Genomic DNA, 12,261 nt, shown 5'->3' with positions numbered 1-12,261 from the left:
CAGCGCCCCGGACGGAGGGCTACCGCGGCATCGCCCCACCCGCCTGCCGTCAGCGCGCACATATCGCGACGAGCTTGCCGACCTCGATCACCGCTTCCTCGATCCGGCTCGACCAAGGGCTGCTGTAGTTGAGGCGGATAAAGTTCCGGTAGCTGCCGGAGTTCGAGAACATATACCCTGGCCCGATCGTGATGCCGCGCTCCAGCGCTAGCTGATAGAGCTGCATCGCGTCGACCTTCTGGGGTAGCTCGATCCAGAGCACGTAGCCGCCGGCCGGGCTGGACATGCGCGTTCCCTCTGGAAAAAAGCGGGAAACCATGGCTCGCATCAGGTTGGCCTGCTGCGCGTAGGCCTTGCGAATCCTCCGCAGATGATGCTCGTAGCCGTCATGCTCGAGATACTCCGCGATGGCAAGCTGCGGAACCGTCGGGGTTGCCAGGGTGTTCAGGAACTTGAGCTTCTCGACCTGATCGCGGTAGCGGCCCGGCAGCGCCCAGCCGATGCGATAGGCTGCCGTCAGGCTCTTCGAGAACGACGAACAATGCAAAACAATGCCCTTGCGGTCATAGGTCTTCAACGTGCTGGGATACGTGCCGCCGAAATACAGCTCGTTGTACACCGCATTCTCGATGAGCGGGATGTCCGCTCTTGTCAGCAGCTCGACGAGTTCGCGCTTGCGTTCATCCGGCATCTGGAAGCCAAGCGGATTCTGGAAGTTGGGCATGACCATGCAGGCTGCGATCGGCTGCGACTTCATGATCACTGCGAGGGCGGCAATATCGATGCCGTACCCGGGATGCGTCGACACCTCGATCGCCTTCATGCCCATGCGCTCGATCGCGTGCAGCATGGCGTAGAACGTCGGCGATTCGACAGCAATCACATCCCCTGGCTTTGCCACGGCCTGAAGGCAGATATTGATCGCCTCGGTCGCGCCCACGGTGACGATGATCTCGTTCGGGTCGACCGGCATGCCGTTCTCAAGGCAGCGGCGCGCGATCTGGCGGACCAGGCGCGGATTGCCTGGCGGAAGCGCGTTCGTCACGTTCCAGAGCGTCTTTTCCCGGCCAGCCATATAGGCGTACCGGTTCAGCTTCTCGAACGGAAACATAACGGGATCCGGGTACGGCGAGCCGAGCGGGACGGCATCGCCGGCGCCGATCGAGCGCAAGGTCGAAAGCACCAGCCGGCTGACGTCCACCGAGGCAGACATGGCGATCGGCTTCGAAGCCCGCAACGCTTGCATTTGCCGCTCGTCGCTTCCGTGCTGCAGGTCGACGAAGTAGCCGGACTGCGGCCGGCTCGCCAGCAGGCCGCGGCTTTCCAGCAGCAGGTAAGCATGAAGTACCGTGGTGATACTGATCCGGTGCTGCTGGCTAGCCTGCCGAACGGAAGGCAATCGCTCGCCATGGTGGTAGACGCCCTGCTGGATCAGCCGCTCGATATCGTCGGCAAACTTTTCGTAGAGCTTCACCGGAGGCTCCGTCCAACCGCATCGCCGCGAGGTGCATCGCGATGGCAGACGTCTTGATCGTCCGATTGCCACCGCACTTGTGGCCGAGATTGTGGCCGCGACTGCGCGGCCAGACTGCAGGGATCAATGCCGATGACGCTGTTGCCGCGCAGTGCAATGCGGTCGAGTCGTCCGGGGTGCAACCCAGCGGCAAGTTGAGGGTAGGCTTCGCTTGTCTTCCCTGCTTCGTCTCTCACGACGGTAGCTCCGATGCATGCGCGTCACCGACGCCTTGGGGACGGGAACTGGCCACGCGTGATTTTGTTGGAAGGAATAGTAGGGGCGAAGCTGTATTCACAAGAAGCACACATGTGTGCGCCGAAACAGAACACAGTTGCAGTCTAGGCGTGAGATAGGGAAAGCTGTATTTCACATTGCGATGCCGTGCGCAGATCGCCACGTGACAAGCCATGCGCAAGGGAAGTTAGTCGTTCCGCCGCAGCCGGCGAGCACCTTGAGCGCGAAAACCGAGGAAGCGCGTTTAGCGCGGCATGTCTTGTTGTGGTCCGGCGGGTCCGGCGGGTCAGGCGTGGTCCGGCTTACGCGCACGCCCGACAAGAGGGAGCGGGTCAGGGAGAGCCCGCATCAGCCCTACTCCACCCTACTCCACCTTCTGCCAGCCGGCGTCCGGCGCGAACACGCTCATGGCCTTGGCCCGCGAGGCTGTGTCGGCGCCAAGATCGCGCTGGTACAACGTGCCGCTGCTGTCGAGCGCGAAGGTCTGCGTGCCGGTCTGGCCATACGCCACCGGCCAGGCCAGGAATACGTATTTTGCCTCGCTACCCTTGCCAGGCGTCACGATGCGGTAGTGGTAGCCGTGGAACGCTTCGGCGGCGGGGGTATCGGGGCCCATCACCAGCGCATCCGGCCCCAGCGGGCTTTTTTCGGCATCGGAGTCGGCGGGCCAGTACAACCCGTCGGTCTTGCCGGTGCGGCTCACCAGGCGCCTGGCATAGCTGCCGCCGCCAACTTCCCTGGCGTATTGTTGCTGCGCATCGGACAGTTGACGCAGCATGGCAATCGTCTCCAGCTCGTTGCGCCCGATGCGGCGGATACGTAGTTCCTGCCGGCCTGCACGCAAGTCGAACTTCCAGCCATTGCCGGCCTTGACGATCGGCACCGGGAAGGTCCAGCCCGATTCGCCCACGGCAAGCTTTGCCTCTTTATCGTTGGTTTGTTCGATGGCGTGGTGCTTCGCCCAGGCGCCAAGGAAGGCATAGACGTCGTCGCGCTGCACGCCGCCCTCCGGTAACAGAGATGGATATTGCGGCCCCAGCACCTGCTTGAGTGCATCGCTGTCGCTAGTGGCTATGGCATCGGCCAAGGCGTTGGCCGCGGCATCCGGCGTGGGATACGCTTGCTGGGCCAGCACGGGAGTGGCGAGCGCGAGCGTTGCCGCCAGGATGCGCAGCCCACGCGCGGTTTGGGCACATACGATTTTGCGCATCATGCTTATCTCCGACCATGGCCACCAAGTCCGCCGCCGCCGCCACCACCGAGTCCACCACCCCCGCCGCCGCGTTGCGGTGCGGCGGCCCGGGGCTGCGGGCTCTGCTGGCGGGCCGGGGCCGCGGCCTGGCGTGCGCTGCCAGTGTCTCGCGGCATTGCCGCGCGCTGCGATTGCTGCTTGACCTTGTCGCCATTGCCCGCGTCGCGCAGGGCGCTGTCGCGGTTGGCGTCGCGCGCACGGTTGCGCGCATCGGCCTGGTCGGCGCGCTGCCGGTCCGCGCCACTTGGCTTGCGTGCCTCGCCGGCCCCGCCGCCGCCTACGTTGCGGCCTTGATCGGCACTGCCACGCCCGCCCGCGCGATTGCTGTCCGGCGCGCTGCCGCGCGACGCGGCCCTGTTTTCTCCCGCCCCGCCATGGCCAGGGATGGACTCCCCGGTGCGGCTCTGCACCGACTGCGCTGCGCGCTCACGCTGCGCATCGCGTGAGTTCGGCGCTGCCGCGCGTTGCCCTGCCCCCGCCCCTGCCGGCTGCTGGCTGGTCAGGCCCGCCTGGCGCTGCTTGTCATACCGGTTGCTGACATTCGGGTTGTTGTACGGCACGTTGCCGCGGTGCGCCGGGTTGTGCTGCCAGCTCGTGTTGCTACTGTTGACGTTAAGCCGGTTGTTGACGTTCACGTTGTTATAGCGATTGACGTTGATGTTGACGTCATGGCGGCCCCAGTTGAAACCGCCCCACATCGAGTTGACCGCGGCAACGCCCAGGCCGAACCCGATCCCGGCGACCACGGCCGTGGCGAAGACCGAGCCCGGCGGCGGCGGGTAATAGGCGGGGGGATAGGCGGGGTATGCCCATGTGCCATAGACCACGGTGGGGTTGTAGGCCGGTACATACACCACCTGCGGGTTGGCCGGCTCGATCTGCACGATCGTGGTGCCGCCGGTGGTCTGCGTCACCACCTTCTGCTGCTCCGTCGTCTTCAGGCTGCCAGCCTTTTGCGCCTGCACGCGCAAGCGCTGTACCGAGTCCATCACGTCATTGGGCTGGTCCAGGAACGCATTGCCGATCGACAGCACCCACTGCGGCTGCCGGCCCATCGTGTCCAGCACGGAGGGAAACGCCGCCAGGGATTGCACGCTGGGATCCCAGGGCTCGCCGGCCACGGCCTTGGTGGCCGCATCCCCGGAAAGGCTGGGATTGGACTTTGACCATGCCGCCGCCGCCGCCACGTCCTCGGGATACGTTGCCGCCATGAGGATTTGCGACAGCAAGGCATCCGGGTAAAGGGCAATCGGCGCCGTGAGCTGGTCCAGTTGCCCATGGTCCAGCCTGGCCTGCGCCAGCGACGGGCCGGCCGGGAACAGCATGACCAGCCCCAGCCACCAAGCTGCCAACACGCTTAATCGACGCATTTTTGCCTCTTCACGAAAAGACAGACATTGGCCTCAACCCGCCCAACGGCACCCGGCGGCTTCTACGGGAGCCCAGCCTGCCAGCACGATAAGCCTGCGCACGCATGCCTGGCAATTCAATATCTCTGTGGTCCACCTTAAACAAATTGGTGGGACACAGAACGAATCTAGAACATCTTGCGGAGATTGCCCCACTTTTCCCGCTGCATTCCCGCCGCCTTCCCGTCGCTCTGGCGCCTGCGCCACGCCCATGGATCGTGCGATCGAAAGAATTCATCTCGTCACAAAGGAATTTGAATGGCATGACGGTAGCGCAACCGCACAATTGGCAGCTAACCTACATAGCGGTCAACCAAGGTGGCCAAAGTGGCCAAGGTGCCCAGTCCAGGGCTTCCCGATGACAGACGCGCCTGCCAAGCCGCCCCGCTCCGGGCGATTGCGAACAGCCTAGACCCATGGTGCACAGATGAGGCACGACCCGCCCAACATGCGTTCCACCGTGCAACAGCATGTCTGGTCCGGACTGCGCACCGCTGCCCGCCGCCTCATCCTGGGCGCGGCGGCGCTAGCCTCCGCCCTGGTCGGCGCCCAGCCGTCTCCGGACCTTCATTTCGTCAACGCCAACGTGCAGAAACGCGCCAACGGCGTGCTGTCGCTGATGTCGTACTCCGTGGTGCCAGACCTGACCTCCAGTTCTTTGTCGATCAACAACGCCAGCAGTGGCAACCCGGGCATAGTGATGTCGCAGCTCGGCGGCGGCGCGACCATGAGCAAATCGTTTCCGATTTACCTGGAAGGCGCGATTGCCTATAGCCGGTACGATCCCGAGTTCATCGCGACCAACGGCACCGAATCGAGATCCGTGCCAACCCGTTGGAATACCGTCGCCGCCACCGGCGGGATAGGCTGGGATTTCCCGCTGACAGAAAGCAAGGAACTGGTGTTCCGGCCGATTTTCAACATCTCCCTCGGCTACGTGGCCAGCGATCTCGCCGTGGCCAAGTTTGCCACCGAACGCATCACCGACCGGCAGCTCAATTTCCTCGACCACGGCACCCTGAGCGCCTACGGGCTGGGCGGCTCTGTCATGCTGGACTGGGAGCACTACCGGGAAACCCATGAGGTGGACATCGAGTTGCGATACACCAATATCCACCTGCAGAGTTTCGGCGGCAGTGCCAATGCGGTGCAAGGCTCCGCTTCCGCCCAGACCGCCAACCTGTATGCCCGCTGGCGGGCGCCCACCGGCCTGCGTGCCCTGGACCGCCCGGTGCGCTATGTGCTGGAGCTGTCGCACTCGCGCTATCTGGGCAGCCAGTCCGAGATCCTCGGGTTCACCAACCTGACCACGCTGGGCACCGGCCTGGAGCTCGACACCAGTGCACATGAGGTTTTCGTCACGCGCATACGGGCCGTGGTGCGCTATGTCTTTGGCAACAACGTGTCAGGTGTCTCGCTGGGGCTGGCCGCCAGCTTCTAGCCTACCGCGCCAGCGCAAATGCCCCGCCAAGCCGGCGCAGCCAGCATCGATCCGCCCGTTTGCCGCGTTGAAATCCTAATATCGCGCGTCGAAAAATGTGAATTGCGCTTAACCGGCCGCCCACTTAGGCTGACTGGAACTGGCCCGGGCATCGACTGCGCCGGATCGCGCCTGCGCGTGAAACAAACGGAATCCGCTGAAAGTCATTAAGGGCTTGGAGTGGCAATGCGTAATGGGTTCAGGATGCTGATCAGCCTGATGCTGATGTCCATGGCGATAGCCAGCAGTTGCCTGCACGCCGAGAGCGCGCCGCCCGATTCCGGCGCCGTGGAGCGCACGACGGTACCCACCGTCACGCTGCTGGACCGCCCGATCGTCTCGTTGCGCGCCACCGTCGCCGGCGTGTCGCCCGAAGTCCGGCGCGATCGTGCCGAGGCCAATCTCGCCAGCCTGAACCGCACCGAGCTTGCCCTGCCCGTGCAATGGATATCCACCAGCCTCGGCGGCGATACCGGCGTTGCCTTTCGCATTGGCAACCACCTGGTGTTCTCGTACGTGGCCAATGATCGCGAGCCTGGTGACTCCACCCCATTCGATGCCGATGTGCGCAACGTCGCGGATCGCCTGCAGCAGGCCATGGCGGCGCGGCGCGACCAGATGCACTGGCCGGTGCTGATCCGCGGCGCGGCGCTGACGCTGCTGGCCACCGCGCTGCTGGGGATGCTGGGATGGGGCATCGCCCGCCTGCGCGCGTGGGCGTATGCCGGCATGCAACGCATCCTGGAAGCCCATTTGCTGAGCCGCACCTCACGCGGATTCGACTGGACCGGGACGGCCTATCATCTGGCGCGGCAACTCGTGCAACTGCTCGCGCTTTGCCTGTTCACGCTGCTGCTCTACCTGTGGCTGATCTTCGTGCTGGAGCGGTTCCCGGCCTCGCAGCCCATGGGCAGCCGCCTGGGTGCGTTTTTGCTGGGCATGCTCAACCGGATCGCGCTAGCGTGCGTGGAAGCGCTGCCGGGCATCATCACCGCCATCGTGATTTTCCTGATCACGCGCGCCGTGCATGCCATGGTGAACAACATCTTCGCTGCCGCGCTGCGCGGCAGGCTCGACCTGCCCGGCCTGCATCAGGAAACCGCCGGCGCCACGCGCCGTGTCGTGGTGCTGCTGGTGTGGGCGCTTGGCTTCGTCTTTGCCTACCCTTACCTGCCAGGCTCCCAGAGCGATGTGTTCAAGGGCCTGAGCGTGCTGTTCGGCTTCATGATCACGCTCGGCTCGGCGGGCATCGTCAACCAGTTGATGAGCGGCATGGTGGTGATCTACTCACGCGCGCTCAAACGCGGCGATTTCGTCGCGCTCGGAGAGAACATCGGCACGGTGGTGTCGATCGATACGCTATCGGTCAAGCTGGTCAATGTGCGCAACGAAGAGATCACCATCCCCTATGCGCTCGTGGTGGCGTCGCCCATCGTCAACTACTCGCGCCATGCCAGCGACCTCGGCGCCCTGGTGGCGACCACCGTCACCATCGGCTATGACACGCCATGGCGCCAGGTCCACGCCATGCTGCTGGCGGCCGCCTCGCGCATGAAGCATGTCGCCATGACACCTGCGCCCTTCGTGGTCCAGCGCGCGCTGTCCGACTACTACGTGGAGTACGAACTGATGGTCGCCATCGCCGATCCCACCCTGCGCCCGCTGGCACTGTCATCGCTGCACGCGGAGATCCAGGATGAGTTCAACCGCAACGGCGTGCAGATCATGTCGCCGCATTTCATGGCCCAGCCCGAGGAGCCCGTCCTGGTCAAGCCCGGGCAATGGCAGGACGCCGGGCACGGCGGCACCTAGCGCGAGCCCGCCGGCACACTATTCGGCATCTGCGGCATGGTACGTGCTCGAATACGTCTCGGGTGCTGGCGCGGGGATTGATGCGGGGATCGGCGTAGTCGGAGCCAGGCGCCGCCGGACGATGCGGTTCAGCGGTTCCGCGTACCAATGCGCGATGACCACACTCAGCGCTGCCGAGAACGCAAAAAATGCGACCAGCAGGAGAAGTTTCTCATCTCCCGTGACCAGCCTGGGTGGGAACACCGTTCGCAGTCCACCCAGCACGATGAGGTGGAACAGGTAGAGCTCATAGCTGCGCTTCCCAAACCACCCGATGAGCGCCGAAAAGCGGGAACGGTCTGGCCGGCTTGCGCCACCCCGGGCGTCCGCGCCCAACAGCAACACGGCTGTTCCCAGGGCCATTGCCGTGACACCCAGGACATTGCTCCGCGCGATAGGCCAGGACAAGTAGAGACACGCCATGCCTGCCGCCACGATGCCCTGCATGGCCAAGGCCAGCCGGCCGCGCAGCGAGATCCGCTTGGCAAGCAAGGCCGCGCAGCAGCCGATGGCGATGCCATCAAAGCTGGCAAAGTAGGCATAGAGAAAGCCGCCTTCGTCGCCCTGGTGGGCCAGGCGGTACAAAGGGCCGATGAGGATGATCGCGGACCAGAAGGCGAGCAGGCGCGACTCCCGCCGCAGGACGAGGCAGAGAATCGGGAAGGAAAGGTAGAACACCGCCTCGACCGACAGCGACCACAGAACCCCCAAGGGGTAATTGACCCACCCGTGCGTGCCGATGAGCACATTCATCCAATACGTCAGCGACGCCAGGTTGACCTGCCAGAGGGAGACCGGCGTGCCCGCCGCCGCGTGATTCTGGAAAATGGAAACACCGCAAAATGCCAGCAGATTGACCACGGCGAGCAGCAGCAGCAGGCACGGCACGATGCGCGCCACCCGCAGGCCGTAGAACGCCCGTGCATCGATGTTGCCCAAACTGCCCCAACGGCGCTCGGCATTCAACGTGATCAGGAAGCCCGAGACGACGAAGAACATCGTCACTCCATAGTTGCCATTGCGGGCAACGGCGCGTACCGCTTCCCAGCCAATCACGTTGGCCAGCGTGGTGTCATTCAGGCGGTACGCGATATTGAAGTGATGCAGCAGGACCAGAACAATCGATAGGCCGCGGATCAGGTCGATCCGCTTGCTACGCAGGCCAACGCTCATAGAGACGACTCGCAGAGATGAAATGCGCTGACTGACACCAAGGTGCCGCGCGCAGCGCTGCCGGCCCGTGGGCCGGCACGCGGATCAGGATGCTTGCGAAGCCAGGATGGCGGGCAGCTCTTTCAAGAACGCATCGCGCGCCCGTATGCCGGCAGCGCCCTCCTCCAGCTTCTCGTCCTGGATCAGGCGAGCAAACACAAGCGTTTTCGTGCCTTTCGTTGCCCACCCGACGAACCAGCCATAGGCATGCGCCGGATCGTACGATCCATCACTGCCAGGCGAGCCGGTGCCGGTCTTGCCGTGGATATCCCACCCGTCAGGCAGCACGGTGATTTCCGTCAACGCCTTTGTCATATCCAGTGCGTGAGTAGAAACCGGTATTTTTTGGTTAACCACTTTCTCCAGGAAGGACAACTGTTCCAGCGGTGAAATCCGCAATGAGGAGTTAAACCAGGCACCCATCGTGCCATTATTTTTCCCGGGCACACCGGAGACGTCCTTGTTCCCGTATTGAAACAGGTCCGCATACTGCTGGAACCGCTCTTGCCCCAGAAATTGCGCGACCTGCTGCGAAAACCAGACCACGGAGTACTTGATCCACCTGTCCGGGTCCGTCGGCACACGCCACGCGGCGCCGGCCCAGTCAACGTAACCTTCACGAAAAGGGAGCACCGGCGAATGTGTGCCCTTCAGGAAGCCCGAGTCAAAGCCCATCAGGCTGATCGCGATCTTGAACGTGGACGCCGGTGTCACGCGCTCGTCGCAAGCGCCTTGTTGCATCAACACAGCTCCGGTCTGCGCGTCGGCTATGGCCGTGCAGATAGTCTTGGCCTGCGCGGTGGAAGCCATTAGCCCCGCGACGAAAACACCGAGTGCGATTTTTCGAAAAAACATGCTTTTCTCTTGCTTGCGTTGAAAATCCCAATGAATGGGGGTGACTTGGTTCAATTGGCTGACGCGGCAGAATGCAAAAAAGAAGGCGGCAGCCGTCCAATCATCCGGGTTTATCCCGGATGATATAAGCTCGCGTAATAGGAATTAAAAAGTACTAAATATCCGTGGTGGCGCGCGGTGACAGTTAGTACGGCCGCGTCATGACCGATCGCTGCTCGCCTGCCACGGCGCCGGACCGCAGGAGATCGCGCAGCTTCATCAGGTCCTGGTCCCACGTCGCCGTGCGACGGGCGCTGAGCAGAACCATGGTGATGTTCTTGCCTGCCGACTTGATCCGCATGATCAGGCAGCGGCCGGCCTCGTTGGTGAAGCCGGTCTTGGATAGCTGTATGTCCCAACCGGCCAACCCGACCAGCGGATTGGTGTTGCGATACTCGACCGGCTTGCCGTTGATCTTGATGACGTCGCTGGCGTTGGTCGTATCGTGCGTGATTTCCGGATAGCGCGAGGCAGCGCTCGCCATGATGGCGACATCGGCGGCCGTCGACGTGTTATGCGCAGAGAGGCCGGTCGGTTCCTTGAGCGTCGTGTGGGCCAGGCCCAGGGCCGAGATCTTGGCGCGCAATGCCACTTCGAATGCCGGCAGCCCTCCCGGATAGCTCCGCGCCAGCGCGTAGGCGGCGCGGTTGTCGGATGACATCAGCGCAAGTTGCATGACTTGGCGAAGCGGCAAGCTCGTGCCAACAGGCAGCCCGGACCGAATCGACTTCAAGGCGTCGGCATCGGCATGGCTGATGCTGATGATCCTGTCCATGTCCGGCTTTGCATCGAGCACCACCATCGCGGTCATCAGCTTGGTCAGCGAGGCAATCGGCACCACATTGCCCTCGTTCTTCTGAAGCAGCACTTCGCCGGAATTGTCGTCGAGCACCAGCACGTTGTCAGGTTCCACCGCGTCGACAAAGGCTTTGAGCGCATCGTGGGCCGCCGTGCGGGAGAACAGCCGGGCCGCCGCAGCGACCGCGCCCTGTAGTCTCCCGTCGGCGAGCATGGGGGCGGACTGCTGCGCACTCACGAGCCAGCCGGTGGCAGCCACGCTCAGCGCGCCGGCGAGCAGCAGGATCTTCCAGCCCAGCGGCCGATGATTCGGGCGCACCAGCCGCCTGATGCGATTTGACAAGCTGCCGCTCTTCGCCCACTGCGCCATTGGGTCAAGCCGCGCCTCGGCGACCTGGATCTGGCTCAATTGCTCCAGTGCGATTGCCACGCGCCGCGGCTCGCCGATCAGGGCCGCGGCAATATCGTCGGCAATTTCTTCCCGCTCCGTGCGAATGCCCCGCGATAGCCACCATACGATCGGATGAAAAAACAGCAGGGCTTCGACCACGCCTTGCAGCAGGTTGACAAGGAAATCCATGCGCCTGATATGCGCGACTTCATGCGCCAGCAAGGCCTCGATCAACGCAGGCGGCATCTGCGTCAACAGCGCGGCAGGAACCAGCACCACCGGGCGCCACCAGCCCGCGGTCATCGGACCGGGAAGTTGCGGCGCGACACGAAGTGCGATCTTGCGGCGCACACCGCAGCGCGCGGCCAATTGGGAGACACAGGCTTGCCACCGCGCGTCCGCCCAGCTGCCGCCGGCACGGCTGATCCGGCGGATCCAGACCAGTCCGGCCGCAAGACGCGTTGCCATGGCGAGCACACCCGACAGCCAGAGCGCGACCACCCACGGCATGACCTGCTGCATCAGGGCCGGCGCCGCCGAACGCCGCGCCAGTGCCGGCAGGACGCTCGATGCGTCCACGTCGCCGAGCACGGCTGCCGCGGCGGTGAAATACCGGTACGTATCCAGCACAGGTATCGCAAGACACAGGCTTAGCGCGCCGCACAGGATGGCATAGCGGCTCTGCGGCTTGCCATCGCGCAGCAACCGCAGCAGACACGCGGTTGCCAGGCCCACCAATGCCCCTTTCCAGAGGAAATGCAGCAGAGCCCAGCCTAGCGCCTGGACAAGAATCACCAGATCAGCACTCACTGATCCTCTCCGTGCAGGAACTCCTGTATCTCGTCGCGCTCTTCCTTGGTGACGTGCCCGCGCAGTGCGGCCAGCACCAGCGCCTTGCCTGAACCGGCAAAGGCCTTGTGGATCAGCTCTTTCAGCAGGTTGGTCTGCAGCGCATTCTGGCTTTGCGCCGGCGCGTACACGTGAGACCGCTGCGTTTCGTCACGGGTCAGCAGGCCCTTGGCGTGCATGAGCTGCATCTGCCGCAATACGGTGGCATAGGTGATGTCCGCGCGCTCGGCCTGCATGGCGAGGTGCGCTTGCTTGACGGTGGCGGGCCCGAGTTGCCACAGCACCCGCAAGAGATTGAGTTCAGCAGCGGTCGGCTTGATCGACGGCGCGGTTTTGGCCATGTAAACACCCGATTGGAATGAGAAGCGAGATGTA

The 12,261-nt window shown here is 63.8% G+C and carries 9 protein-coding genes; 2 read left to right on the top strand and 7 right to left on the bottom strand.

What is annotated here, in order from left to right:
- Nucleotides 1-49 precede the first annotated feature (49 nt).
- From F7R26_RS08670 to F7R26_RS08660, 3 genes are all read right to left on the bottom strand, one after another.
- Nucleotides 50-1,474 (bottom strand): aminotransferase-like domain-containing protein, encoded by a 1,425-nt coding sequence (locus tag F7R26_RS08670; protein WP_150985907.1) that lies wholly within the window; start codon nucleotides 1,472-1,474, stop codon nucleotides 50-52.
- Between the two features lie 640 nt (nucleotides 1,475-2,114).
- The gene (locus F7R26_RS08665) at nucleotides 2,115-2,963 is read right to left on the bottom strand and encodes a DUF2950 family protein (RefSeq protein ID WP_150985906.1); all 849 of its coding nucleotides are present in this window, start codon (nucleotides 2,961-2,963) and stop codon (nucleotides 2,115-2,117) included.
- Nucleotides 2,964-2,965: 2 nt separating this feature from the next.
- Entirely contained in the window at nucleotides 2,966-4,372 is a 1,407-nt protein-coding gene (locus F7R26_RS08660) for a DUF3300 domain-containing protein (RefSeq protein ID WP_150985905.1), read from the bottom strand.
- Between the two features lie 487 nt (nucleotides 4,373-4,859).
- Here F7R26_RS08660 and F7R26_RS08655 point away from each other — a divergent pair, with 487 nt between their 5' ends.
- The gene (locus tag F7R26_RS08655) at nucleotides 4,860-5,852 is read left to right on the top strand and encodes a hypothetical protein (protein ID WP_241754464.1); all 993 of its coding nucleotides are present in this window, start codon (nucleotides 4,860-4,862) and stop codon (nucleotides 5,850-5,852) included.
- Nucleotides 5,853-6,077: 225 nt separating this feature from the next.
- Nucleotides 6,078-7,703 (top strand): mechanosensitive ion channel family protein, encoded by a 1,626-nt coding sequence (locus F7R26_RS08650; protein ID WP_150985904.1) that lies wholly within the window; start codon nucleotides 6,078-6,080, stop codon nucleotides 7,701-7,703.
- 18 nt (nucleotides 7,704-7,721) lie between these two features.
- Here the strand turns inward: F7R26_RS08650 and F7R26_RS08645 are convergent, their stop codons facing one another.
- From F7R26_RS08645 to F7R26_RS08630, 4 genes are all read right to left on the bottom strand, one after another.
- Entirely contained in the window at nucleotides 7,722-8,915 is a 1,194-nt protein-coding gene (locus tag F7R26_RS08645) for an acyltransferase family protein (protein ID WP_150985903.1), read from the bottom strand.
- 84 nt (nucleotides 8,916-8,999) lie between these two features.
- The gene (gene blaOXA, locus F7R26_RS08640) at nucleotides 9,000-9,809 is read right to left on the bottom strand and encodes a class D beta-lactamase (protein WP_150985927.1); all 810 of its coding nucleotides are present in this window, start codon (nucleotides 9,807-9,809) and stop codon (nucleotides 9,000-9,002) included.
- A 184-nt stretch (nucleotides 9,810-9,993) separates the two neighbouring features.
- On the bottom strand, nucleotides 9,994-11,847 hold the full coding sequence (locus tag F7R26_RS41590) for a M56 family metallopeptidase (RefSeq protein ID WP_150985902.1): 1,854 nt from the start codon (nucleotides 11,845-11,847) through the stop codon (nucleotides 9,994-9,996).
- Nucleotides 11,844-12,227: a BlaI/MecI/CopY family transcriptional regulator gene (locus F7R26_RS08630; protein WP_150985901.1), complete on the bottom strand. Its 384-nt coding sequence runs from the start codon at nucleotides 12,225-12,227 to the stop codon at nucleotides 11,844-11,846. Before F7R26_RS08630 ends, F7R26_RS41590 begins: the two co-directional genes overlap by 4 nt.
- Nucleotides 12,228-12,261 lie beyond the last annotated feature (34 nt).

This window comes from Cupriavidus basilensis, from assembly GCF_008801925.2.
Taxonomy (GTDB): domain Bacteria; phylum Pseudomonadota; class Gammaproteobacteria; order Burkholderiales; family Burkholderiaceae; genus Cupriavidus; species Cupriavidus basilensis.
The sequence above is the reverse complement of the archived record's forward strand: the minus strand, read 5'-3'. Positions and strand labels throughout refer to the sequence as shown.

Bases quoted from the DNA above. Each gene is read 5' to 3' on its own strand.
- F7R26_RS08665 (WP_150985906.1), bottom strand. From the start codon at position 2,963: ATGATGCGCAAAATCGTATGTGCCCAAACCGCGCGTGGGCTGCGCATC.
- F7R26_RS08660 (WP_150985905.1), bottom strand. From the start codon at position 4,372: ATGCGTCGATTAAGCGTGTTGGCAGCTTGGTGGCTGGGGCTGGTCATG.
- F7R26_RS08655 (WP_241754464.1), top strand. From the start codon at position 4,860: ATGCGTTCCACCGTGCAACAGCATGTCTGGTCCGGACTGCGCACCGCT.
- F7R26_RS08650 (WP_150985904.1), top strand. From the start codon at position 6,078: ATGCGTAATGGGTTCAGGATGCTGATCAGCCTGATGCTGATGTCCATG.
- F7R26_RS08645 (WP_150985903.1), bottom strand. From the start codon at position 8,915: ATGAGCGTTGGCCTGCGTAGCAAGCGGATCGACCTGATCCGCGGCCTA.
- blaOXA (WP_150985927.1), bottom strand. From the start codon at position 9,809: ATGTTTTTTCGAAAAATCGCACTCGGTGTTTTCGTCGCGGGGCTAATG.
- F7R26_RS08630 (WP_150985901.1), bottom strand. From the start codon at position 12,227: ATGGCCAAAACCGCGCCGTCGATCAAGCCGACCGCTGCTGAACTCAAT.